We start from the raw sequence: 24141 nt of genomic DNA, 5'->3' as shown, positions 1-24141 counted from the left end.
TCTATAACAAAATGGCACAGGAACAAGAAATACAACAACCTACAGAAAAGAAAAAACCGAACCGGGTGATTCCTATTATTTTAGGAATAATAGTTTTAGCCGGCGCTATTTTCGGTATTAAAGAATATATATACTCCAGCAAGCATGAGGATACTGATGATGCGCAAATTGATGCCGACATTAGTCCGGTAGTGGCCCGTGTAGGCGGTTATGTAGACAGCATTTTCTTTGAAGATAATCAGCACGTTAACAAAGGCCAGGTACTGGTTAAAATTGATGACCGCGATTATCAGGTAAGAGTAGAGCAGGCAAAAGCTGCACAACAAGGTGCTGGTGCCAGCATTGGCGTAGGCGAATCGCAAATTTATAGCACCGCCGCTAATGCAGCCAGCAGCCGCGCGCAGGTAACTGCAACTGGTGCACGTTTAGAAAAAGCACAACGCGATTATCAGCGTTATGCTAACCTGATTAAAGACGGTTCTATCACCCAGCAACAATTTGATCAGGCTAAATCTGATTTAGAAGTAGCTCAGGCTAATTACCGTGCCGCTCAGGATCAATACAAAGCTGCACAGCAACAAGTAGGTACTACCCGTAATCAGTTAAAAGTAACTAACACAGGTGTTAGCCAGCGCCAGGCTGATGTTGATTTTGCCAATCTGCAATTATCATACACTACCATTACTGCACCAGCAAGCGGTACTACTTCTAAAAAGAATGTGCAGTTAGGCCAGTTGGTACAAGCTGGTCAAACTTTGTTCTCTATCGTTAACGATAACAGTATCTACATTACCGCTAACTTTAAAGAAACGCAGTTGGATAATATCCGCAACGGACAAAAAGTAGATATCGAAGTAGATGCTTATCCAGACATGAAACTGGAAGGTACTGTTTACAACTTCTCTCCGGCTACCGGTGCTAAATTCTCATTGTTACCTCCGGATAATGCTACCGGTAACTTTGTGAAAGTAGTACAACGTGTACCTGTTAAAATTAAAATTAACGCCGGTAAAGAAACTTTAGCCAGACTGCGTGCAGGTATGAGCGTAAACGTTTCTGTTACCACTAAAGACTAATTTAAATGGCCGAAGTAGGATTTAAAAAGTGGATTATTACCATTACGGTAATTACAGCTTCGTTACTGGAGCTGATTGATACCACCATTGTTAACGTATCCTTGCCAACCATACAAGGTAACCTGGGTGCCACGTTAGAAGACGTGGCCTGGATTACCACCGGCTACGCTGTAGCTAACGTAATTATTCTGCCTATGTCGGGTTGGCTGGGTAGCTTTTTTGGGCGTAAAAATTACTTTTTAGCCTCTATTATTATTTTTACCATTGCCTCATTTTTATGTGGTAACGCGCATACCTTGACCGAGCTGGTATTGTTCCGTATTGTACAGGGTATGGCTGGTGGTGGTTTGATATCTACCTCACAAGCCATTTTGCTAGAAACCTGGCCGCGTGAGCAGGTGGGTACTGCAACGGCATTGTTTGGTTTGGGTGCGGTAGTGGGGCCAACTGTGGGCCCAACTATTGGCGGTTACCTTACCGACCACGCCTCATGGCCTTGGATTTTTTATGTAAACATTCCAGTGGGTATTCTGGCAGCCATATTTACTTATATGTTTGTGCGCGAAACGCCTAAAACCGGTCAAGGCCGGCCTATCGACTGGTGGGGTATTGCCCTGCTGGCTATAGCGGTAGGTAGCTTGCAAACTATTCTGGAAAAAGGTGAGTCGGAAGACTGGTTTGCTACACCTTACATTACCGTATTAACGATTACAGCTGTAATTGGTGTACTATTGTTTATCTGGCGTGAACTAAGTATTGATTTCCCGATTGTGAATTTCAGTATTATGCGGCACCGAAGCTTTTCAATAGGTATGTTTACCTCTTTTATATTAGGCTTTGGTTTGTATGGTTCGGTATTCGTATTCCCGATATTTTGCCAAAGCTTGCTGGGCTTTTCGGCACAGCAAACAGGAGAGCTATTGTTTCCCGGCGGTTTGTTTACCATTGCCATGATGCCGTTTATTGGTAAGATGCTTAATAAAGGTATACCAGCCCAGTTTATGGCTACCATTGGTATGTTTTTATTCTTTGTGTTTACCCACATGCTGTCTAACTCTACATTAGCAACCGGCCGCGAAGATTTCTTTTGGCCGCTGGCTATTCGTGGTATAGGTATGGCACTGTTATTCGTACCGTTAACTACATTGGCTATTGCTGATTTAAAAGGAGCGGAAGTTGGTCAGGGTACAGGTTTAAACAACATGATGCGCCAATTGGGCGGTTCATTCGGTATTGCGGCGCTTACTACAATCATCCACATCCGTCAAGGTGTACACCGTAACAACCTGCTGATAAATGTTAACCAGTACAACTCATATTTCAACCAGCGTTTACAGGGTATGATTGCCAATTTTATGGCACATGGCCGTACTATGCTTGATGCTACCAAGATGGCCTATGGTGCTATTGAAGGTACTATTACCAAGCAATCGTTACTGTTAACGTACGATGATGCTTATTGGTTAACCGGCTTGGTTATGCTGTTTTCGATACCGTTGCTGTATTTGCAACCGTTCCGTAAAAACTTGAAACCGGCTGCTGATGCACACTAAAATATAAAAGCCGTTCTAGAGTCAGCAGAACGGCTTCAAGTAAAATTAACAATTAAAATACATTGATACTTCCGGCTTTATTTTAATTTATCAGATGAAAAGTAACGGCCAAAAGCGTGTTTAATCTTAGCTATAAAGCTAATGTTGTTTAATTTAAAAAACAAATATTTTAGTGTATATCAATAAAAAAGGCGAATATCTGTTAAGGATATCCGCCTTTTTTTGTTACAATCTATGGTCTTAATTAAAAAATTACCTTACCAGTAGCAGTAACCAATGATGCAATACGTACTGCGTCAAAAATACGCTCTTCGGTAGTGCCTAATTTAATTAATGAATCTTCGTGAGCATTTACACACATTTCGCAACCATTAACGGCCGACACGGCTAAACTCATCAATTCAAAAAACTCCTTGCCGGTAACCGGTTTCATCATCAGTTGCATGCGGATACGAGCCGGAATTTGCGTATACTTTTCTTTTTGCGTAAAGTGACGGAAACGATAAAATATATTGTTAGATGCCAGTAATGAAGCACAACCAGCAGCTTCGCCTATTTCGGCTGCTGTAGCGCCTTGCTGTTCGGCGTACTGCGTAAAGTATTTAGTTAAGGGTGTGTTATTGTTGTTGATAGCTGTAGTTAAACCCAATAAAGCGCACTCCTTAGTGCTTAAATGCTCTGAAGTAAGGGTGCTGCTCAGGTTCAATTTCAAATCGCGCAGATAGCGCGATTCACCTTTTTCCAGCAGCGTTAAACTTTCGGTACGGTAAGCGGTATCAACAGATACGCTTTGTAACAACTCTTGTATAATTTCGGTGCTTTCGCTCATGATTTGTTAAATTAAAAGTAAAATAAAAGTCCCTGCAGGTTTTTCTACAGGGACTTGTTTATATGTTAGATAATTAAACAGTTAAAGTTTCCTGACCTTTTTCCCAGTTGCAAGGGCAAAGCTCGTCAGTTTGTAAACCGTCCAGTACACGTAAAACTTCTTTAACGTTACGGCCTACGTTCAGGTCGTTAACACATACCCAACGTACAACGCCTTGTGGGTCGATGATGAAAGTAGCACGGTAAGCAATTTTTTCAGTTGGCTCTAAAATGCCCAGGTCTTCGGCTAATGATTTTGAAGTATCAGCCAGCATAGGGAATTTTAAGTCACGTAAATCATCATGGCTTTTTCTCCAGGCAGCATGAACAAATTCAGAATCGGTAGAAGCACCAATTAAACGAGCATCACGATCACGGAATTCGCCATAATTTTTGTTGAACTCAGCAATTTCGGTAGGGCAAACAAAAGTAAAGTCTTTTGGCCACCAGAACATTACAGTCCATACGTTATCGTCGTTTACCAAGTAATCAGAGGTGATGTCTTCAAACTCTTTTCCTTTTTCAATGCTTACTACAGCTTTCTTACTAAACTGAGGAAATTGTTGACCAACTGTTATCATAATGTATCTTTTGTTGAATTTTTCACAAATATAGTGAACAGTAAACAATATTGTTATTGAAAGATGTAATAACCCATAGATTTCCTCTATAGTTTTATGAAGTCATTATAGATGATATTAGTAAAATCTAACAGTGATGTTTTTTGTTGTGTAGGAATATTCAAATTACATGAACAAAGCCGATTTTGACGCCCTTAAACAGCAATATAAGCCTAACCCGGTAAACCTGCTTTTTGTTGCCGATGGTTTGCCGATAGGACCTAAATATTTTTATCTCAAAAATTCTAATCTATACAAAGCTATTAAAGCAGCTTTTGTGCAGGTATTTGGCGAATTTGACAGCGACGACGGCTTCCTTGCTTTTTTCAAAGAGATGGGTTGCTATATCGACAACATCAGCGACAAACCCGTTAAGGATCTGCCACCAGCGCAGCAACGGGCGTTACGCAATGAAGGTGTCCCCGCATTGGCAGAACGCCTTACACAAATGGCGCCTCGAGCTATCATCATTTCTTTAAAAGTAATTGAAAAACCGGTACGTGAAGCTATTCAGCAATCAGGCATTGATTCTGTTGAACAGGTAGTGGTTACACCATTTCCTGTAAAAAGTCTTACCAATGTCAACAACTGCATTAATGGTATAACGGCAGTTTTACGGTCAATGGATTGGGCTATATAATTATAGAGCGAGCTATTTGGAACATTAATTAAACGGATAAAAATTATGTTTTTATAAGACAGCAGCTTTATTAAACCTTTAGCCTCAATAGCTTAATTTTACTGTTGGGGTTTAAGATTTTGAATCATCTGATTTATCAACAACAAACTGTTCTGCAAGTCGGTTTCGCTTACGTTGCTGATGGCTTGTGCATATACTTCCTGCGCCCAGGGATACAGCTTGTTCCGCAAGGTGATGCCTTCTTCTGTCAGGTAAATTAACTTATTACGTCGGTCTTTTTCATCCTCTGTACGCTTAACCAGATTGCGCTTAACCAAATTGTCTATCAGGTACGTCATGCTCGATTTATCACGCAGGGTTTGATCGGCAATTTCTTGCTGTATGATGCCGTCCTCTTTCCAAAGACATGCCATCACCTCCAACATCTCGAAAGATAAGTTGAGCTGATGCTCTTTTATTTTCTGCTGTATATGTTGCCGTACATGGTTCTTGAAATCGGCCAGACTGCGACCTAATTCAAGTGCCAAATCGGCTTTGGTTGTTGTTGCCATCGTAACAAATTTAAGTATCTATCGTCATTAATGAGCAGCGTCGGCCATATTCATCTTGTTTTTGGCGCGTTTTACAAATATGAGCACTATGGGCACACATACTAAAAACATAACGCCTACCCATAAAAACACGTCCATGTATGATAAAAGCGTGGCCTGCTTATTTACTGAGCCATCCAGTGCAGCGTAAGCCATTTGCTGTGCGGTATGGCTATCAACTCCTCTGGTTTTAAAACCGGCAGCCATTTGCGAAACGCGCTGCTGCACGTTCAAATCGTTTACATTCAAGTGTGACACCAAATTACTACGATGGCTCTGCGTTTGACGCGACACAAAGGTAGAAATTAAAGCCACCCCAAATGAACCGCCCAGCTGCCGCATCATGCCCGAAAAGGCTGCGCCTTGTCCAATTTCTTTTCCCTTTAAAGTAGATAAAGACATGGTGCTTACCGGTACCGACAATAGGCCCAATCCGAAGCCCCTGATAATCAAAGGCCAAAAGAAGTCGCCACTGCTTGTATGTGGTGTGATAATAGTGTATGACATGTAGCTGTAAATAAAGAAAACTACCATCCCCACCGCAATGAGGTATTTTTGCGGAACGCCTTTTTGAATAAGTATAGCAACCACAGGCATCATCACGGCCACAAATAGCGTGCTGGGGAGTTGCAGCATACCCGACTGCTGGGCTGTCCACCCGAGCAGTGATTGCGTATACAACGGAATTACAAAAGTAGATCCGAACAGACCGAAACCCATAATAAACGACAACAGAACCCCGATACGCAGGTTACCATTTTTAAGTACCCTAAGCTCAACAATAGGATACTGATACTCCAGTTCGCGCCAAATAAATATTAGAATACCTAAAACTGCTGATATGGTAAGGATAATGATGATTTCACTGCTAAACCAGTCTTCTTCCTGCCCTTTTTCCAGCACGTATTGCAAGGAAGATATACCTACGGTAAGTAAGCCGATACCCCACCAGTCTACCTGACTTATAGGTCGTTTTTCTTCGTACTGTGGGCTGCGTACATATTGCAATGTCAGCAAAGTAGCTATAATACCTACCGGAATATTAATGTAAAAAATGAACGGCCAAGAAAAATTATCTACAATGTATCCACCCAATGGGGGGCCAAGGGTAGGGCCTACAATTACGCCAAGGGTATAAATGGCCTGCGCCATGGCTCGCTTTTCGGCTGGCCAGCTTTCGGTAATAATGGTTTGCGAGGTTACCAGTAGTGCTCCACCGCCCATACCTTGTATAAAGCGGAATACAACCAGCTCCCAGATATTGGTAGCATTACCACATAAAAACGAACAGACTGTAAAAATGATAACTGAGGCCGCAAAGTAATTGCGCCGGCCAAACTGCTGGGATAGCCAGCTGGTCATGGGCACAATAATTACGTTAGCTAGCGAGTAAGCTGTAATTACCCAGCTGATCTCATTCAGCGTAGCGCCAAGGTTGCCACGCATGTCATTCAAGGCCACGTTTACTATTGTGGTATCTATAATTTCGAGTAAGGCACAAAACACAGCGGTTATAGTAACAATAATCCGCCTGGGGCCATATTCTACTAATGAATTTGCAGGTTGCATATAATAACTGAAAGTACAAAGTTAAATATACAACAGTTGGATTTCAAACTATATTTTAATTTTTGTTTAATTCTTGATTTGAAGATAACCTTACGACTAGCAAACCATGCGAATAGTTAACCGTTGCTATCTATAAAAGTTAGCAATGGCGTCAAAAAATCAACAACCCGTTATCTTAACCGGTCGCCTGAAATGGGTGGAGCGTATTGCCTATTTACTGGACAGCCAGTTTAAGGTTCCGGGTACTAATTTTCGGTTCGGATTAGATCCGCTCATGAATTTGCTGCCAGTTGCGGGTGATATCTCTGGATTTGTTGTAGCGGCTTCGTTAATTTGGGTAATGGCCAAACAAGGCGTTAGCCGTAAGGTGCTTATCTTGATGGCACTTAATGTGGGCATAGATACTATTATAGGCGGTATACCAATTATCGGACAAATATTTGACTTTTATTTTAAAGCCAACGACCGCAACATCAGGTTGCTGAAAGAACATTACACAGAAGGCCGCCACCAAGGCAGCGGTACAGGTGTATTGATAATGGTGATGATTGTACTGGTCTTACTGTTTGCCGCAGTAATATATTCAAGCATTAAATTGATTGAATGGATAGGGCACCAGTTTTAAGCCTGTGAACCCTCGCCGGCAGGGAGTGCTTTCAAATATTATATAAACAAAAATGTCATTTCGACGAAGGAGAAATCTTTTAAAAGCGACTGGTTAACCTATCAGTTCCAAAAGATCTCTCACTGTCGTTCGAGATGACATCTCTTATTTTAAGTCCTTCTTATAGAAGTAGTCCTTCTTATAGAAGTGTTGGGTAGGCCTATGCTGTAAACGCCGCTAGTGCCTTTTTTACCCGTGCAATAGTTTCTTCCTTGCCAAGCATTACGGCAATATCAAACACATGCGGACCAAACTTGCCGCCTACCAGCATCACGCGGAAGGGTAGCATAGCATCGCCTATCTTAAAGCCTTTTTCGGTTAATAGGGCTTTAAAGCTGGTTTCCAGTTCTGCGGCATCCCAGTTTTGCGTTTCCTGGAGCTGAGTAACAAAGGTATGGAACAGTTCGGTTTTGGCGTCTGTCCATTTCGGCTTTACAGCATTCAAATCGTAATTCTCTGGTTGAGCGAAGAAGTAACTGGCCTGATCATAAAAATCGGTCAGTAGTACGCACCGGTCTTTTACCAAATCAATTACTTTTAGTAGAGAGGCATCGTCTGAAACTGTGATGCCCTTGGCAGTAAATATCGCTTTAACATAATCCTGTAAATCTTCAGCACTGCTGCGTTTAATCCATTCGGCGTTGAACCATTTGGCTTTCTCAAAATCAAACTTAGCACCGGCCTTGCTTACGCGATCCATCGAAAACTTTTGCGACAGTTCTTCCAGTGTAAATATTTCCTGATCAGTACCATCATTCCAGCCCAGTACAGCTAACAGGTTCACAAAAGCCTCGGGCAAAAAGCCCAGCTCGCGGAAGCCTGGCGTAAGTTCGCCGGTTTTGGCGTCGGTCCAGTTCATTGCATATACGGGGAAGCCCAAACGGCTACCATCACGTTTGCTTAGCTTGCCGTGACCATCCGGTTTTAATATCAGCGGTAAATGTGCCCATTGTGGCATATTGGCTTTCCAGCCTAAATATTCCCACAACAGCAAGTGCACCGGGGCAGATGGCAGCCACTCTTCGCCACGAAAGGCGTGGGTAATTTGCATCAGGTAATCATCAACCACCACAGCCAAATGGTACGTAGGCATACCGTCGGCTTTCAGCAATACTTTATCGTCAACCGTGTTGGTTTCAAAAGTTACATCGCCACGTATCATGTCATTAAAATGCACCGTTTCATCTTCCGGCATTTTGATACGGATTACGTGTGGTGTACCGGCATTCAGCAGTTGCTCCACCTCGTGCTCGGGCAACGCCAATGAATTGCGCAAGCCATCGCGGTAAGCCATGCCATATTGGAAGTTGGGAATGTCTTTGCGTTGCTGCTCCAGTTCTTCGGGCGTATCAAAGGCATAATAAGCGTGGCCCTGGCGAACCAATTTTTCGGCATACTCACGGTATAAGGCCTTGCGTTCGCTTTGGCGGTAAGGCGCAAACGGGCCACCCACCACCGGACTTTCATCCGGGTTAAGACCGCACCATTTTAGACAGTTAATAATATATTCTTCGGCACCCTCTACGTAGCGGTTCTGATCGGTATCCTCAATACGCAGCACAAAAGTACCGTTATGCTTTTTGGCAAACAGGTAGTTAAATAATACGGTACGTACACCGCCCAGGTGCAAACCACCCGTAGGGCTCGGCGCAAAACGCACTCTTACTTTATTGTCAGACATGTGGGCAAAGATAAGGATTGAGTGCTGAATTGGGTAAAGTATAAGGAGTTATGACGGGAGTTTGATTTTGATTAAGCTTCTTTGTTTTGTGCTGTGTATTACTATCGTGCCCTGTTAGGATACGTAAAGTAGTTGAACCACCGCCTGTGGAAGTTACTTTTTCTTTTACCGGAAAAGAAAAAGTAACCAAAAAGAAACCTCTCGGCCGCACCTTCTTTCTACTTTGGGTTGTACCAGTACTTAAGTCAGCAGCTACCGAAAGAAGCTGAATGCCGATTTTTTTTGCGGTATTGTTCTGACAGTGCTTTTGTTGAATAAGGATAGAGAAAGAAAATAAAAAGAAGCGCAAAGGCCCGCTATCGCGCCCGGGCCAGCGCTGGGTGATGTGGGCAGACAGGGGATCGCGAGAGCTAGGCCTTTTTGGATACTTTTGTGGCTATGACAAAAGTATCTAGCCCCTGCGGCAATGAGCAGACGAAGTAAGTTAAATGCCACAACAAGATGTTACACTTACAGCACAAATCAAACAACAATAGCACAACCCAAGTCATCGCAAATAAATAGTAAACTTACTTCAATACCCAACACAATCTCGCAATCAACGTATAACAAAACTTCTAATAAAACATTCTGTATAATTGCATGTTTTTTACCCATTCGCATCTCACTCATCATGAAAAAACATTTACTGCTTCTATTGCTGGCGGTGTGCTGCCTTTCGGTATTCGGGCAGAGCAAAATGGCTTGCTGCCATAATACAAGTAGCAAAGTAACGCCTACTGCTACACAACGCTTTGCTATGCTGGCGTCTAACAACAGTTTCCGGATGGCCCACTTAAACCCCGTTAAAATGCACTTTCAAAGTAGCATTGGTAAGGTGGTGAATTACAAAACCAGTGATGGCCTTACGGCAAATGCTTACGAGTTGAAAGCAAAGAAGCCAACCAATAACTATTTGATTGTTATACACGAATGGTATGGCCTGAATGATTTCATCAAAAAAGAATCGGAAAAACTATACAACGATTTAGGCAACGTAAACGTACTGGCGCTTGACTTATACGATGGCAAAGTGGCCGATAACCGTCAGGATGCCGGTAAGTATATGCAAGCGGTAAAAGAAAGCCGCGCACAAAGCATCATCAAAGGCGCGTTGGCCTACGCCGGACCAAAAGCGCACATTGCCACTCTAGGCTGGTGCTTTGGTGGCGGTTGGAGTTTGCAAAGCGCCCTGATGGCTGGCAAGCAGAATGTAGCCTGTGTAATGTACTATGGCATGCCCGAGCAAAATGTGGATCGCCTGAAAACATTAAATGCTGATGTGCTGGGTAACTTTGCCAACAAAGACCAGTTTATCAACACTAAAATTGTAGCGCAATTTAAAGAAAATATGGATAAAGCGGGTAAAAAGCTATACCTGCACCAATACGATGCTGACCATGGCTTTGCCAACCCCAGCAATCCGATTTATAACAGTGAGGCAACCAAGGATGCCTATGCACATACTTTAGTTTATTTAAAAGCACGACTTAAATAACTGTTTAATTATTAACATAAATTTAACGGGGCAGGCTAAAGCTTGCCCTTTTTAGATAATATTGCAAAATATATCAGTTGTACATACTTTGACAGGTTCGGCCAAAAAAATCATATCGTGGTTAATAAAAGCAGTCATTATTATACTGGCGTTTACTTTTATCTACCGCAGGCTGAGTAATAACCAGGAGCTGGCCCAGTTTCAGGAGCTTATATTCAGGGTAAGCCGGGTAAAAGCTATTGTGGTATTAACCCTGGTAGTGTTGTTGATGTTGCTTAACTGGTTGCTGGAAGCCATGAAATGGCGTTATCTCACCCAAAAGTGGTCGCCCATTACACTGTGGCAAGCCATCGAGTCGGTTTTCTGCGGACTGACACTGGCCATTTTTACCCCTAACCGTTTTGGCGAATATGGTGGCCGGGTAATGTTTTTGCCGCCACGGCGGCGCATACATGGGGTGTTTGCTATGGCGGTAGGGTCGTTTGGGCAAAATGTAGTTACTTCTGTATCGGGCGCAAGTGCCTTATTGTGGTTCATTTATTACTTTTTAAATGTTAACCAGTGGTTGTACATTGGCCTGCTCACTACCGGTGCTGGTTTTATGCTGCTGATGCTCATATTTTATTTTAATGTGCGTTGGCTGGTTTACTTGCTTAACAGTGTGCCATTTCTGAAAAAGTATCACCGCTTTTTTGATGTGATGAAGCGCTACCGGTTTAAAGAGTTGGTGCATATTATGGGGTATTGTGTGGCGCGCTTTGCTACGTTCTCGTTTCAGTATTATCTGATTATCCACCTGCTGTTGCCGCAAATACCCATGGTGCAAATGATGCTGCTAGTGTTTGTGTTCTTTTTTATTCAATCGGCATTGCCCACTATTGATGTGGTGGATGTAGGTGTGCGTAGCTTAACGGCCGATACGCTGTTTGCCTACATCACCAACCAGCATATTGTGGTCATTGCCGCCGTGTCGCTCATCTGGTTCACCAACCTGATTGTGCCGGCTATATTAGGTTCTGTTTTTGTATTAAAAGTGAAGTTCTTTGATAACAACGTATAGTTTTATAGCACTGCTGCTAACCGGCTTATATGTGCTGGTTTTAATTTATCTGATAAAAGGGTGGGCGGCTTTACGACGCCCCAAGCTTGTGCCTGCCCACTTGAGCACCAAAGTTACCCTGCTGATAGCCGCCCGTAACGAGGAAGAAAACATTCGCCAAACTATTGATGATATTTTGGCGCAAGATTTTCCAAAACACTTGCTGGAAGTAATTATTGTAGACGATCACTCTACCGACAGTACGGCTGATATCATTCGCAGCTATGCGTCACAAGGCATCAAGCTGTTGCAAATGAATGAAACGCAAAAGCTGAATTCTTATAAAAAGAAAGCCATTGCCGAAGCGATCAAGCTTTCCACCGGCGATTTGATAGTGGCCACCGATGCGGATTGCCACATGGGGCCGCGTTGGTTATCAACCGTGGTAGGTTTTTATGAAACAGAACATCCGGTGATGATCTCCTCGCCGGTAACTTATTTTAAAGAGCAATCTTTATTTGAGCTTTTGCAAACTTTAGAGTTTTCATATCTGATAGGTATCGGCGCTTCGTTTATTGGCAACAAACGGGCATCTACCTGTAACGGCGCTAACTTGGCTTACCGCAAGGATGTGTTTTATGAAGTAGGAGGGTTCAAAGGAATTGATGATTTGGCTTCGGGCGATGATGAACTACTACTGCAAAAAGTAGCCGAGCGTTATCCCGGCCGCATTGGGTTTTTAAAACATCGGGATGCTATAGTTTACACCACGGCCAAACCCAATTTGACAGAGTTTTTGCAACAACGCCGCCGCTGGGCATCCAAGTCAACTAAGTATAAGGATAAAAAAGTAGTGGCCCTGGCGGTATGCATCTGGCTGTTCAACCTTTCCCTGTTGGTTGATGTGGTGGCCGGCTTTTTTAACCCGCAGTTTTTTCAACTGTTTGCTACGCAGATGCTGTTTAAATACCTTTTTGAGGCTGCGTTTCTGCTACCTATCATGGGCTTTTTCAAGCGCGTGAATTTGGTTGGGCTGCTCATCATTTTGTCGCCCATTCACGTACTCTATTTTGTGTATGTCGGATTGATTGGCAATACCCGCAAGTACGCCTGGAAGGGCAGGGTGGTACGGTAAAGTTAAAAAGGTTTGACTAATAAAAAAAGGTAGTTGTTAATACAACTACCTTTTTTTATTAGCGCTCAATTATCTCAGTGTTATTTCTTCAGCGTCTCTTCAAACAGCTTATAAATACGCTTATACTCATCCGTCCAGCTGCTGGGTTGTACAAAGCCGTGGTCTTCTACCGGGTATGAGGCCAGTTCCCAGTTTTCTTTGTGCAGTTCAATCAACTTTTGCGTTAGGCGGATGATGTCCTGGTAGTTTACATTTACATCTACCATGCCATGGCACATCAGCAGACGGCCTTTTAGTCCGTTGGCAAAATTAATGGGTGAGCTTTGCTGGTAGGCTTTCTCATCATTATAAGGCTCGTTCAAAATGTTGGCAGTATAGCCGTGGTTGTAATGTGCCCAGTCAGTTACCGAACGTAAACCTGCTCCAGCAGCAAATACATCAGGTTGGGTAAACAAGCCCATTAGTGTCATGAATCCGCCGTAGGAGCCACCATATATGCCTACATGTTTAGGGTTCACACCGTATTTCTCTACCAAATATTTTACGCCGTCTACCTGGTCGTCCAAGTCCTTGCCGCCCATATGGCGGTAAATGCCGGTGCGCCAGTTGCGGCCATAGCCAGCGCTGCCGGTATAGTCTATATCAATAACCGTGTAACCATTATCTGCCAGCAGGTTGTGGAACATGTATTCATGAAAGTAGGAGCTCCACCAGTAATGTACGTTTTGCAAATACCCGGCACCATGTACAAATACCACAGCAGGTTTAGCAGGATCGGATATCTTAGGAGTATATACTCGAGCATAAACATTGCTGCCATAGCGATTCTTAAAAGTTACCATCTCAGGCTCACGCCATGGGTACGAGTTAAACTCGGCGGTGATAGAGTGGGTGACTTGCATGGCTTTAGCGCCCGGCTTATTAGGTTGAATATATAGTTCCCAAGGTTTGTTGGAATATGAATAACGAATAGCCAGCCATTTCTCATCAGGAGAAAGTTCTACCTCATTGCCACCCTTCATACTGGTAAGCTTTACAGGTGTACCACCAGTTACGGGCAAGCGGTAAAAATGCGATATACCCGGATGCTCTATGTTGCCGGTAAAGTAAAACTTCTTTTTATCGTTGGATAGTTGTAGGTTGCTTACCTCCCAGTTACCGTTGGTCAATTGCTTTTTGTTGCCAGTCATCACATCAACCACATAAATGTGCGAGTAACCAGTGGCTTCGCTTTGGAAGTAGAAATGCGTATTATCTACCCAACCCACATTGCCGCCCGAAAAGCTACCGCCAATACCGGGGCCACCAATCCAGGCCTCGTCGCGCTGACGGTCTAGTAGGCTCATCTGGCCAGTTAATGGGTTCAGCTTCATAATCCAACGGTCTTTATTATCCTGCGCGGTTACAACTGCTACGGCGTTTTTGCTATCATCACTCCAGTAAGGGCCTTGTACAATCACTTTGCGGTCGTCGTTAGTTTTGGTGCGGGCTTCTTGTTGCTTCGGATAGTCTTTTATATAATCGGGCATATCTTTAATACCCGGAATGTTAGCTGTAGCAATAGTATAAACCGTGTCGCGTTGGCGATCAAACACGTAAGATTGTGAAGTAGCTTGAGGTGCGCCTACTTTAGTGCGGTTAGGTATGTCTTCGGTAAAGCCTGATGCTGTTACATAGTTGGGCACCTGAGTGATTTTAGCGCCGTCGGGTGACTTAATTAAACGATAGGTAATATACCGGTTATCAGGACTAAGCTGTACAAAGCTTAATGATTGGTCGCCAATGGCAATTTCTTTCAGGCGTTTTGGCTGTAAAGCTTTGCGCTCGGCCGCATTAAACTTTTCGTCGCTTGCTTTCTCGCGTATTACTTCAAACAAGTCTGTTTGTTCTTTACGAAGCCACTGTTCTTGCTGGTTTCCCCCGGTGTTTTGTGTGCTGCCTGCACTTTGGCGGTTACTGCTGCGTCCAGAAGCTACCGGCATACCTGAACCGGCTGGCATACGGGTAAAGTTGGTAAGCTGAGTAACGCCGCTTCCGTTAAGGCGGATGCTGTACAGGTTCTCATTCCGCATAAACACAACTTGTGTTTCATTGCTGTTGAAAGCCGGATTACTTTCGCGCTCTACCGTACTGGTCAGCTGTGTTACTTTGCCCGATTTAATGTCTGACATGAATAAATCACCGTTTAGTTCAAACAGCTTAACCGTATGCTTTTGATTCCAAACACCGTTACCTGATATGGCTTTGCGCTCTGCAACGCTCACTTTTTGCGGTTTGGCATTGCTGGTTGTAATAGCATATAGCGCCGCATGTTCGGCATTTTCGGGGTTCCAGTTAAAATATACCTTTTTGCCATCATCGCTCCATTGTATGTTGTCGGGCGAGGTGCCCATCCATTTTGGATCGCTCATTATTTTTTCAATGGTAAGCTTTTCGAGCTTCTGGGCGGAAGCTACTACAGTGGCAGATAATAAAAACAGGGTAAAAATTTTTTTCATGAAAGTGCGCATAAGTAACCGCTTTAAATATACTTCATTTTTAAAAGTGGCTGATATTCGTTTATTTTAACTTCATAATTGTTACATCATGGAAATTAATGGAACTGGATTTGTTTTGCGGGGATGGTACCTGGAAGATGCGATATCTTTACAACAACATGCCAACAACCCTAATGTAACCGCCTGTGTGCTTGATCGTTTTCCGAATCCTTACACGCTTAATGATGCGGTAATATGGGTAAACAGCAAGCAAAACCAAAACCCGATGGTCAATTTTGCTATTGCTGTTGATAACAAGGTAGTAGGGGGGATTGGGCTGGATTTCCGGACAGACGTATATCGTAAAACACCTTTAATAGGTTACTGGCTTGGCGAGGATTACTGGGGTCGGGGTATTATGCCCGAAGCTGTAAAACTGGTTACGCAATATGCTTTTAACGAGTTAGACATTATTTGTATACTGGCCTTTGTACTGAGCAAAAATCCAAAATCAATGCGGGTGCTGGAAAAGGCTGGATATACCAAGCAAGGAATCATAAAACAATCGGTTATTAAGGCCGACGAAATTTATGATGAGCATGTTTATGGTATCAATAAACCGGCATTGTAATTTTTTGCTGTGTTAAGTGTACAATAGGCTACTTTTGCGGCATGATGGATGCGATAAATCAACAAAAATATGATGCGCTGGTAAAAATCAGTCAGGATAATTTTCAGGCTTTTTTATACGATTGCGACGGTACCCTGGCCGATAATATGCAGGCGCACAAAGATACTTACATACGGGTAGCTGCCGAACAGGGCGTAGCTATCGAGGGAGATATTATTGACGAACTGGCCGGCTGGCCTATTGTTAAAGTGGTCGAGCAAATTAATCACCGGTACCAAACCACTTTTGATCCTGAAGAGTTTAACGCCCAAAAATACAAGTTGTATTATAACGAATATATTGAGCGGACCCAGCCTATTGATTATGTGGTAAATCATTTAAAAAACCATGCGGGGCAGGTTAAAATTGGGGTAGTATCGGGCGGTAGCCGCGAAGCTATCGAGAAAACGCTTAAAGTGTTAGGTATCGATCATTTGGTAGAAGTGCTGGTTTGTGCCGGCGAAACAGAACACGGTAAACCTTACCCCGACCCTTTTTTGAAAGCGGCACAAGCGTTAGGCGTAGCACCCGAGCATTGCCTGGTGTTTGAAGATGGTGATGCCGGTATTCAGGCAGCCGAAGCAGCCGGTATGCGCTGGGTTCGGATTGATAAGCTGATTTGATACAGAGCCAGGAGCCAAGAAACAAGATCCAAGCATAAGCAACTGTAAACACACGTGACTAAACTATTTCGGACAATCATTGTCAGATAGTTTAAACCGCCTGTTACACTTTACTGGTTTGTAACGTTAGTACGGGTATAAATAACAGAAATATGAAAAAACTATTGATGCTTGCTGCACTACTTACTTTTACTTTTGCAGCCTTTGCCCAAACTGTAGATCTGCGCCGAAAAATTGAAGTAACCGGCAGTGCCGATCAGGAAGTTACACCCGACATTTTATATGTATCTATCTCGCTGAAAGAATATATGAATGGCAAAAACAAAGTAGACATCAGCACACTGGAACGCCAGTTACAAAAAGCGGTAACCGAAGCTGGTATACCTAAAGATGATTTTACCATCAACAACATTTCTTCTTACAACTACGTAATCGAGAAAAAGAAGAATCCCGATTTTTTGGCGAGTAAACAATACCGTATTAAATTGCACGATTTGAACAGTATTAACATCATCCTGAGCAAGGTGGACGATAAAGGTATACAAGCTACCAATATCGACAGCTACGAATATTCTAAAATGAGCGAACTGCGCCGCGATTTAAAAATCAAAGCCTTACAGGCTGCCCGCGAAAAGGCCACCTATCTGTTAAGCAGCATTGGCGAAAAGTTGGGCGGTGCAATTGAAATTCAAGATATTGACAACGAGCCGGTTGTTCAGCCTATGTACCGTAACATGACCTTTAAGGCAGGTGCTATGGCCGAGGATGCCGCACAATCTGATATCGACTTTAAAAAAATAAAACTCAATTACCAAGTAAGGGCAGTGTTTGAAATTGCCAAATAATATAAAAAAGGCGCCTGTCAAGGCGCCTTTTTTATTTGTTGACCATCAGTCCTTCCACTTCAAACAGAATAGGCTGTTTATTTCCGGGCCGACTTACGTTGCGAGACTTATCGCCCGCTTCACGTTGCGAATCAAAAGCATTAAACTGCTTGGATGCTTTGCCTGATATCACTACTTCGCGGCCTTTCAAATCTTTAGGCAGATTGATGCTGGCCTGTCTGAAACGTGCTTTAATCACTTCGCTTTTGCCTGCCTTCATAGTAAACCAACCACCTTTAGATTGAGTTACTTCAACCACCGTACCTACAATAGCTGCTGATGTGCGGGCACGGTTGCCCATATAAGTTCTTAATTGCGCAGCCGGAACCAAGCTGGTGGTAGATGGCCTGGAACCGAATACCACGCCATGGGGCAGGGGCGTATGTTTTTGTGCATATGTGTTTACAGTTAATATAAGTAACAGTAACCAACTCAAACCAAATTTATTCATTATCAATTTACTTTTTCGCTTTAACAACAATGTTAGGCAGGGTTGGTTTCGGTGCGGTAAGTGTAAGGGTGCGTTTATAAAACACCGTTTTTAAATGCTATAGTGCTAGTTAGCTCAACCATCGTTTGTGTTTAACAAAGTTTAACAATTATCCTGAAGCATCACATTCAAAATGTTGCTTACTTCGCACAGCGGTCACAAAATGCCGTTTTGAGCATATTTTTTATGCATAAGGTACAAGGCACTTGATGTTACAATTGCCGATGATTTACCGTACTGTCAAATACGTTTTGCTCTGCTTAATTAAACTTTTATTAAATCATATGAAAAAATACTACGCCGTAACTGCTGGTTTATTAACGTATTTCGGGTTTGCTTTGATAAGCTGTAACAAAGACAATAATGAAAAGGTAACACCAACGATTGAAACCAACAATGTGATAGCTTATGTAACTGCAACAACAGCACAAGCCGGTGGTGTTGTTACAGAGCTAGGTAGCTCGGTACCTACAGTAAGTGGTGTGTGCTGGAGTTCCACCAACCAAAACCCAACCGTTACTGATTCGCATACCAGCGATGAAACAAATGTATATGTATTTGCAGCTAATATAACCGGGCTAACCGCTAATACCACTTATTATGTACGAGCTTACACACAAAGTAATGCCGGTGTTGCGTACGGTGATGTACTTACATTTACCACCAGCAACACTAGTGCCGATACTACAGCAACCGTAAGCACTTTTGCCGGCAATGGTAGCGAAGGCTTTGTTAACGGAACAGGTGACAACGCCAGCTTTTATCAGCCACAAGGCGTAGCTGCCGATGCACAGGGAAATTTATATGTAGCAGATGCGTTTAACCATGTGATCCGTAAAGTTACACCGGCAGGTGTGGTAAGCACTTTTGCAGGCAGTGGTACGCTGGGCTTTGCGGCGGGTTCGGCTACTCAAGCTCAATTTCATAGCCCGATGGGTATTGTCGTTGACGCAGCTGGTAATGTATATGTGTCTGACGAGGGCGATAACGCCATTTTTAAAATTACCCAAACAGGTACAGTAAGCATTTTGGCCGGTAACGGAACCGCCGGCTACGCAAATGGCGAAGGCAGTGTGGCACAATTTAACGCCCCACAAGGTATTGCGGTTGATGCATCTGGTAATGTGTATGTGGCCGATAAAAACAATAACGTCATTCGTAAAATTACATCTACAGGGGTAGTTAGCTTATTTGCAGGTATTGGTACGGCTAACTTTGTGAACGGCGATGCAGCTACCGTTGCCAAGTTCAACCAGCCAACCGGTGTAGCGGTTGATGCAACAGGCGTTGTATACGTGGCAGACCAAGGCAATCATGCCATTCGTAAAATAAGCGGCGGTACGGTAAGTACTTTTGCCGGTAACAATACTTTAAACACTTTAATTAATAATCCCAGTAATATAGCTATTGATAGTCAAGGCAACATGTTTATTACCGATCAAAGCGGCCGCATTTTAGAGATATCTAAACAATACATTTTGTACACCCTTGCCGGTAAAGCTAATACGAATGGTTTTGCAGATGGCACAGACGGGGCTGCACAATTCAATGTACCAAAAGGTATTGCTGTCGATCTATCAGGCAAAATTTATGTGGCTGATACGCAGAATAATCGTATCCGTAGAATTAGCATTGCTATAAAATAAGACTTAACAAACAAAAAAGAGCCGGTATGATTACCGGCTCTTTTCTTTACTTAATGCTTTTAATAAAAGCTCCGTATCTAAATCTGCTTTGCTTATCCAAATAACAAGCTAAACACTTCCTCAATACGGCTCACCGCTTTGATTTCAATATCATAATGCGATAAGTCAAGTTGCTGTTTATCTTTTTTACCTGAAGGCAGATTGTATTTAGAAATGAATATCTGTTCAAAACCCAACTTTTGTGCTTCAGCAATACGCTGCTCAACGCGGTTTACCGCTCTGATTTCGCCCGAGAGCCCTAGCTCTCCAGCAAAGCAGGTTTTAGACGGGATAGGGATGTCTTCGTGCGAAGAGATAATGGCTGCTGCCAGGCCCAGGTCAATAGCCGGATCTTCTACTTTTATACCACCGGTAATATTCAAGAAAACATCCTGATTGCCTAAGCGGAAACCACAACGCTTTTCGAGCACGGCCAGTAGCATATTCATGCGGCGGGTATCAAAACCAGTGGCCGAACGTTGTGGCGTGCCGTAGGCCGAGGTGCTTACCAATGCCTGCGTTTCAATCAGCATAGGCCGCATGCCTTCCAGCGTAGCACTGATAGTAATACCGCTCAGGCTTTCATCGCGTTGCGACAATAATATTTCCGAAGGGTTAGAAACCTCGCGCAAACCCGCGCCCAGCATCTCATAAATGCCCAGTTCGGATGCTGAACCAAAGCGGTTTTTGATAGCGCGCAAAATGCGGTATACATGGTGTCTGTCGCCTTCAAATTGCAATACGGTATCTACCATATGCTCCAGTATTTTAGGTCCGGCAATCATGCCATCTTTGGTGATATGCCCGATCAGAAATACTGGTGTAGAGCTTTCTTTGGCAAAACGCAGCAGTTCGGCCGTACATTCGCGTACCTGCGATACACTGCCCGGTGTGGATTCGATGTGTGCTGAATACAGCGTTTGTATTGAATCCACAATCACCAAATCGGGCTGCAATTGCTCAATCTGTTTAAAAATGTTTTGGGTAGAGGTTTCGGTTAGGATAAAGCAACCTGTTCCGTTAGCGCCTTCAGATCCTCCTTTAGGGGGCTGAGGAGCGGCAATGCGTTCGGCCCGCATTTTAATTTGCCGGTCGCTTTCCTCGCCCGATACATACAGCACTTTTGCTGCCGGCATACTTAGGGCCAGTTGTAGCATCAGGGTAGATTTACCAATACCCGGCTCGCCGCCAATAAGCACTAGTGAGCCAGCTACAATGCCGCCGCCCAACACACGATTTAGTTCTTTATCAGGTGTAAGGATGCGGTGCTCTTCTGAAAAGCTGATATCGGCCACCTGAATGGCTTTGTTGGCGCGTTGAAGCGAGGTAGAACCCTTGCTGCCGTCGGTACTTTTCCAATTTGGAATAGCCGCATTGGGTTTTTCAACAACCTCTTCTACAAACGTATTCCACTGCCCGCAAGACGGACATTTGCCCAGCCACTTTGGCGATTCGTAACCGCAGCTCTGGCAAAAATATGATGATTTTGTTTTAGACAATTTTAATGTATTTGAATGCTTGAACATGGATGTTCAATGCAACTTACTTTATGTAAAGATATGAAATTTTGCTAATAAAGTTAGTGAAATGCATTGGGTGTAAAACAAAAAAGGCTCCTAAAATAGGAGCCCTTTTTGCTTGCTATAACCTGTGGGGTTACAGTTTAATTTCTTCGTCCTTGGCATTCATGAAACGGAATTCCGTTAACTGGTACGATGACATGCCTTTTACTTTAATCCATTGCCCGTATTTAAAATACCATTTTATTTGGCGGCTTATCAAGCCTTTTCTAATGTAAGCTTCCAAATAAGGATGTACGCAAAGCGTAATGTGCTTTTCATTCTGCTCAACCAGGATATAGTTAAAATTATTTTCTATATCATCCAGCAGCAAAATGCTCGACCTAATGGTGCCTGTACCATGGCAGGTTGGGCAAACCTCGCTGGTTACAATGTTCATTTCGGGGCGTACGCGCTGGCGGGTAATTTGCACCAAGCCAAATTTGCTAGGCGGTAAAATAGTATGCTTAGCGCGGTCGTGTGCCATTTCATCACGCAAAAAGTCAAACAAATCCTTACGGTTTTGTGGCTTGTGCATATCAATAAAATCTACCACCACAATGCCACCCATATCGCGCAGGCGCAACTGGCGGGCAATTTCGCGGGCAGCTTCTTTATTTACCTGCAGGGCGTTCTCTTCCTGGTTTTCTTTGTTGGCCGTACGGTTACCGCTGTTTACGTCAATAACGTGCAGGGCCTCTGTATGCTCAATTACCAGATAAGCGCCACCGGCTAGGTTTACGGTTTTACCGAAAGCCGATTTAATCTGTTTTTCAACGCCGTAATGCTCAAAAATCGGGTCGCGATGTTTGTGCAAACGAACGATGCTTTCCAGATCGGGTGATATTTCGTGCACATAAGAGCGAACTTCTTCATAAATAGAATTGTCGTTCACGTAAATGTGCTGAAAATCGGGGTTTAAAATATCGCGCAACAAAGTTGAAGTGCGATCAATTTCACCCAGTACTTTTTTTGAAGGTTCGGTTGATGGCAAACGAGTCATGAAAGATTCCCACTTGGCAATTAAATCAAGCAGGTCTTTTTGCATTTCGGTTACCCCTTTACCTTCAGATACCGTACGTATAATAACGCCGAAGTGCTCGGGCTTAATGCCTTCAACAATCTTTCGTAAGCGTGTACGTTCGGTATTGCTCTTTATCTTTTTAGATATAGAGATGGTTTCAGAAAAAGGCACTAGTACCACGTAGCGCCCGGCAATGGATAGGTCAGAACTTAGCCTTGGACCTTTAGTTGATATCGGCTCCTTGGCAATTTGTACAGGTATCAGCTGATTTTTAGTTAATATCTCGGATATTTTACCCGATTTATTAATGTCAGCTTCAAGCTTTAGTTTATCCAGCAGTTTTGACTGGTAACTGCCGCCCTTTACCTGTTTGGTTAACTTGAGCAGGCTTTGTACCTGTGGCCCCAAGTCAAGATAATGCAAAAATGCATCCTTCTCGTAGCCTACATCAATAAAAGCAGCATTTAGTCCGGGCATTATTTTTTTAACGCGGCCCAGGTAAATATCTCCAACGGTATAATTATTGGATACTGTCTCTTTATGAAGTTCTACGAGTTGTTTATCCTGCAACAGGGCAATAGTTGCCCCGTTAGGGGATGAATCGATAATTAATTCTTTTACCAACTGCTACTCCATTTCTTCAAGGCGGCAAAGCGCCGCCACATTAGATGTAAAACAAAATAAAAATTTGCCTGCCGTAACCCGGCAGGCAAACATAAGGGGCTACAAAAGCCGCTTATTTCTTTTTATGTCTGTTTTTTCTTAAACGTTTTTTACGTTTGTGGGTAGCCATTTTATGTCTTTTACGTTTTTTACCGCTTGGCATAATAAATAAATTTTAAAGGTGATTTAATTTTTTAATTCTCTTATAAAGTCGTCGATGCGTTTACCGAATGCCGGATCATCTGCCATCAGTTCCTTACATTGTTGATAAGCTGCAATAGCTTCTTGTTTTCTGCCCAGTTGCTTATAGCTTTCTGCTAAATAGAAGTAAGGCTCCAATTTGGAGTTCTTCGTGTCTTGGGCAATCATTTTAGTAAAGCGGTCGGCCGCTTTTTGATACTGGCCCGATTTCATGGCAAACTGTCCCAAATTTAAATTGGCGTTCCAGTTGTTCGGGTCTTTGGTTACTACATCCAGCAGCAAGGTAATACCCTGCATAGGCGAGCCGCCTTCAGGGTCGGTCATACCTAGGCTGGTTTGGTTTACATAAGCAATACCCAAACCGGTTTGTGCTTCTAAGCTTTTAGCATCTAACGCTCGTGCCTCTTTAAAGGCTTGTATAGCATTAGTTACGTATGCCGGTTGTACGGCAGTATCGGTGCTGGTTTTAAAAGCTTCATTGAAACGGTTACCAGCGTTAAGCCATGTGTTGAACTGCTTATTGTTTTGGGCTACAGCCTGGTAGTAAAATGCGGCTGGTGCAGGCTGGTGCACGGCATCCCATTCTTTAGCCAGTTGTTCCTGTAGTTTTATCTTATCAGCAGCTGAAGCTTGGCTTAACTGCGTTTCTAAACTGTTAATAGTACCTGAAAGTTGCGGACCGATAGCCGCTTTAGCCGACTGTGACACCATCGTTACATCAACCTTAACAGTTGAAGACGGACGACCCATTTGGCCTGCTGTTGCAGCTTCTTGTCCGCCGGTGTGCCCACCATCAGGCTTTATCAGGCCTTTAACGGGCAATGAATACAAATAGCCCATCACTGCCACTACGGCTACTACTGTAACTATTTGTTTTTTATTCATCTGATTTTA

21 protein-coding genes are annotated in these 24141 nt (G+C 43.3%); 11 read left to right on the top strand and 10 right to left on the bottom strand.

From position 1 onward, the window contains the following. The first annotated feature begins 11 nt into the window (after positions 1 to 11). Together GPM24_RS04935 and GPM24_RS04930 are read left to right on the top strand one after the other, a co-directional pair. On the top strand, positions 12 to 1076 hold the full coding sequence (locus tag GPM24_RS04935; protein WP_158825612.1) for an HlyD family secretion protein: 1065 nt from the start codon (positions 12 to 14) through the stop codon (positions 1074 to 1076). 5 nt (positions 1077 to 1081) lie between these two features. Next, the gene (locus GPM24_RS04930) at positions 1082 to 2629 is read left to right on the top strand and encodes a DHA2 family efflux MFS transporter permease subunit (RefSeq protein WP_158825611.1); all 1548 of its coding nucleotides are present in this window, start codon (positions 1082 to 1084) and stop codon (positions 2627 to 2629) included. Positions 2630 to 2873: 244 nt separating this feature from the next. Here the strand turns inward: GPM24_RS04930 and GPM24_RS04925 are convergent, their stop codons facing one another. Further along, complete coding sequence (locus GPM24_RS04925) at positions 2874 to 3458, bottom strand: carboxymuconolactone decarboxylase family protein (protein WP_158825610.1); 585 nt, start codon at positions 3456 to 3458, stop codon at positions 2874 to 2876. Between the two features lie 73 nt (positions 3459 to 3531). Beyond that, the gene (locus tag GPM24_RS04920) at positions 3532 to 4077 is read right to left on the bottom strand and encodes a peroxiredoxin (protein ID WP_158825609.1); all 546 of its coding nucleotides are present in this window, start codon (positions 4075 to 4077) and stop codon (positions 3532 to 3534) included. A gap of 169 nt (positions 4078 to 4246) precedes the next feature. On the opposite strand from GPM24_RS04920, the gene GPM24_RS04915 reads away from it, so the two are divergent. Continuing rightward, a complete protein-coding gene (locus GPM24_RS04915; RefSeq protein WP_158825608.1) occupies positions 4247 to 4756 on the top strand; it encodes a hypothetical protein in 510 nt (169 codons plus the stop codon). A 98-nt stretch (positions 4757 to 4854) separates the two neighbouring features. On the opposite strand, the gene GPM24_RS04910 is transcribed toward GPM24_RS04915, so the two are convergent. Continuing rightward, positions 4855 to 5307 (bottom strand): MarR family winged helix-turn-helix transcriptional regulator, encoded by a 453-nt coding sequence (locus tag GPM24_RS04910; RefSeq protein WP_158825607.1) that lies wholly within the window; start codon positions 5305 to 5307, stop codon positions 4855 to 4857. Positions 5308 to 5334: 27 nt separating this feature from the next. Beyond that, positions 5335 to 6915, bottom strand: a complete 1581-nt coding sequence (locus GPM24_RS04905) for a DHA2 family efflux MFS transporter permease subunit (RefSeq protein WP_158825606.1) — start codon at positions 6913 to 6915, stop codon at positions 5335 to 5337. Positions 6916 to 7060: 145 nt separating this feature from the next. Between GPM24_RS04905 and GPM24_RS04900 the strand changes: the two genes are divergently transcribed. Further along, positions 7061 to 7540 (top strand): DUF4112 domain-containing protein, encoded by a 480-nt coding sequence (locus GPM24_RS04900; protein ID WP_158825605.1) that lies wholly within the window; start codon positions 7061 to 7063, stop codon positions 7538 to 7540. Between the two features lie 199 nt (positions 7541 to 7739). Here GPM24_RS04900 and gltX read toward each other — a convergent pair whose 3' ends face one another. Then, complete coding sequence (gene gltX / locus GPM24_RS04895; RefSeq protein ID WP_158825604.1) at positions 7740 to 9260, bottom strand: glutamate--tRNA ligase; 1521 nt, start codon at positions 9258 to 9260, stop codon at positions 7740 to 7742. Positions 9261 to 9933: 673 nt separating this feature from the next. On the opposite strand from gltX, the gene GPM24_RS04890 reads away from it, so the two are divergent. From GPM24_RS04890 to GPM24_RS04880, 3 genes are all read left to right on the top strand, one after another. Beyond that, a complete protein-coding gene (locus tag GPM24_RS04890) occupies positions 9934 to 10797 on the top strand; it encodes a dienelactone hydrolase family protein (RefSeq protein ID WP_158825603.1) in 864 nt (287 codons plus the stop codon). Between the two features lie 61 nt (positions 10798 to 10858). After that, entirely contained in the window at positions 10859 to 11857 is a 999-nt protein-coding gene (locus GPM24_RS04885) for a lysylphosphatidylglycerol synthase domain-containing protein (RefSeq protein WP_233268737.1), read from the top strand. After that, positions 11841 to 12971, top strand: coding sequence for a glycosyltransferase family 2 protein (locus GPM24_RS04880; RefSeq protein WP_158825602.1), 1131 nt, complete (start codon positions 11841 to 11843; stop codon positions 12969 to 12971). The genes GPM24_RS04885 and GPM24_RS04880 overlap by 17 nt, the downstream gene beginning before the upstream one ends. Before the next feature lie 80 nt (positions 12972 to 13051). On the opposite strand, the gene GPM24_RS04875 is transcribed toward GPM24_RS04880, so the two are convergent. Further along, positions 13052 to 15469 (bottom strand): prolyl oligopeptidase family serine peptidase, encoded by a 2418-nt coding sequence (locus GPM24_RS04875; RefSeq protein ID WP_158825601.1) that lies wholly within the window; start codon positions 15467 to 15469, stop codon positions 13052 to 13054. Between the two features lie 88 nt (positions 15470 to 15557). Between GPM24_RS04875 and GPM24_RS04870 the strand changes: the two genes are divergently transcribed. From GPM24_RS04870 to GPM24_RS04860, 3 genes are all read left to right on the top strand, one after another. Next, positions 15558 to 16079, top strand: coding sequence for a GNAT family N-acetyltransferase (locus GPM24_RS04870; RefSeq protein ID WP_158825600.1), 522 nt, complete (start codon positions 15558 to 15560; stop codon positions 16077 to 16079). Between the two features lie 41 nt (positions 16080 to 16120). Further along, complete coding sequence (locus tag GPM24_RS04865) at positions 16121 to 16741, top strand: HAD family hydrolase (RefSeq protein ID WP_233268736.1); 621 nt, start codon at positions 16121 to 16123, stop codon at positions 16739 to 16741. A 152-nt stretch (positions 16742 to 16893) separates the two neighbouring features. Beyond that, entirely contained in the window at positions 16894 to 17586 is a 693-nt protein-coding gene (locus tag GPM24_RS04860; protein ID WP_158825599.1) for an SIMPL domain-containing protein, read from the top strand. Between the two features lie 31 nt (positions 17587 to 17617). On the opposite strand, the gene GPM24_RS04855 is transcribed toward GPM24_RS04860, so the two are convergent. Next, positions 17618 to 18076 (bottom strand): DUF4920 domain-containing protein, encoded by a 459-nt coding sequence (locus tag GPM24_RS04855; RefSeq protein ID WP_158825598.1) that lies wholly within the window; start codon positions 18074 to 18076, stop codon positions 17618 to 17620. Between the two features lie 323 nt (positions 18077 to 18399). Here GPM24_RS04855 and GPM24_RS04850 point away from each other — a divergent pair, with 323 nt between their 5' ends. Next, complete coding sequence (locus GPM24_RS04850) at positions 18400 to 19761, top strand: NHL repeat-containing protein (RefSeq protein WP_158825597.1); 1362 nt, start codon at positions 18400 to 18402, stop codon at positions 19759 to 19761. Between the two features lie 92 nt (positions 19762 to 19853). Here GPM24_RS04850 and radA read toward each other — a convergent pair whose 3' ends face one another. The 3 genes from radA to GPM24_RS04835 all read right to left on the bottom strand — a co-directional run bounded on the left by radA (position 19854) and on the right by GPM24_RS04835 (position 24132). Beyond that, on the bottom strand, positions 19854 to 21299 hold the full coding sequence (gene radA, locus GPM24_RS04845; protein WP_158825596.1) for a DNA repair protein RadA: 1446 nt from the start codon (positions 21297 to 21299) through the stop codon (positions 19854 to 19856). A gap of 157 nt (positions 21300 to 21456) precedes the next feature. Further along, on the bottom strand, positions 21457 to 23007 hold the full coding sequence (locus tag GPM24_RS04840; protein WP_158825595.1) for an Rne/Rng family ribonuclease: 1551 nt from the start codon (positions 23005 to 23007) through the stop codon (positions 21457 to 21459). Between the two features lie 225 nt (positions 23008 to 23232). Further along, entirely contained in the window at positions 23233 to 24132 is a 900-nt protein-coding gene (locus GPM24_RS04835; protein WP_158825594.1) for a tetratricopeptide repeat protein, read from the bottom strand. Positions 24133 to 24141 lie beyond the last annotated feature (9 nt).

Origin of the sequence: Mucilaginibacter lacusdianchii, assembly GCF_009770985.1 — a bacterium.
GTDB classification, from domain to species: domain Bacteria; phylum Bacteroidota; class Bacteroidia; order Sphingobacteriales; family Sphingobacteriaceae; genus Mucilaginibacter; species Mucilaginibacter lacusdianchii.
This window is presented reverse-complemented; position numbering and strand designations above follow the sequence as displayed.

Coding starts and splice junctions, on each gene's coding strand:
- gltX (WP_158825604.1), bottom strand. CDS start 9,260: ATGTCTGACAATAAAGTAAGAGTGCGTTTTGCGCCGAGCCCTACGGGT.
- GPM24_RS04910 (WP_158825607.1), bottom strand. CDS start 5,307: ATGGCAACAACAACCAAAGCCGATTTGGCACTTGAATTAGGTCGCAGT.
- GPM24_RS04920 (WP_158825609.1), bottom strand. CDS start 4,077: ATGATAACAGTTGGTCAACAATTTCCTCAGTTTAGTAAGAAAGCTGTA.
- GPM24_RS04890 (WP_158825603.1), top strand. CDS start 9,934: ATGAAAAAACATTTACTGCTTCTATTGCTGGCGGTGTGCTGCCTTTCG.
- GPM24_RS04860 (WP_158825599.1), top strand. CDS start 16,894: ATGAAAAAACTATTGATGCTTGCTGCACTACTTACTTTTACTTTTGCA.
- GPM24_RS04915 (WP_158825608.1), top strand. CDS start 4,247: ATGAACAAAGCCGATTTTGACGCCCTTAAACAGCAATATAAGCCTAAC.
- GPM24_RS04855 (WP_158825598.1), bottom strand. CDS start 18,076: ATGAATAAATTTGGTTTGAGTTGGTTACTGTTACTTATATTAACTGTA.
- GPM24_RS04935 (WP_158825612.1), top strand. CDS start 12: ATGGCACAGGAACAAGAAATACAACAACCTACAGAAAAGAAAAAACCG.
- GPM24_RS04905 (WP_158825606.1), bottom strand. CDS start 6,915: ATGCAACCTGCAAATTCATTAGTAGAATATGGCCCCAGGCGGATTATT.
- GPM24_RS04900 (WP_158825605.1), top strand. CDS start 7,061: ATGGCGTCAAAAAATCAACAACCCGTTATCTTAACCGGTCGCCTGAAA.
- GPM24_RS04865 (WP_233268736.1), top strand. CDS start 16,121: ATGATGGATGCGATAAATCAACAAAAATATGATGCGCTGGTAAAAATC.
- GPM24_RS04930 (WP_158825611.1), top strand. CDS start 1,082: ATGGCCGAAGTAGGATTTAAAAAGTGGATTATTACCATTACGGTAATT.
- GPM24_RS04925 (WP_158825610.1), bottom strand. CDS start 3,458: ATGAGCGAAAGCACCGAAATTATACAAGAGTTGTTACAAAGCGTATCT.
- GPM24_RS04835 (WP_158825594.1), bottom strand. CDS start 24,132: ATGAATAAAAAACAAATAGTTACAGTAGTAGCCGTAGTGGCAGTGATG.
- GPM24_RS04870 (WP_158825600.1), top strand. CDS start 15,558: ATGGAAATTAATGGAACTGGATTTGTTTTGCGGGGATGGTACCTGGAA.
- GPM24_RS04850 (WP_158825597.1), top strand. CDS start 18,400: ATGAAAAAATACTACGCCGTAACTGCTGGTTTATTAACGTATTTCGGG.
- GPM24_RS04875 (WP_158825601.1), bottom strand. CDS start 15,469: ATGAAAAAAATTTTTACCCTGTTTTTATTATCTGCCACTGTAGTAGCT.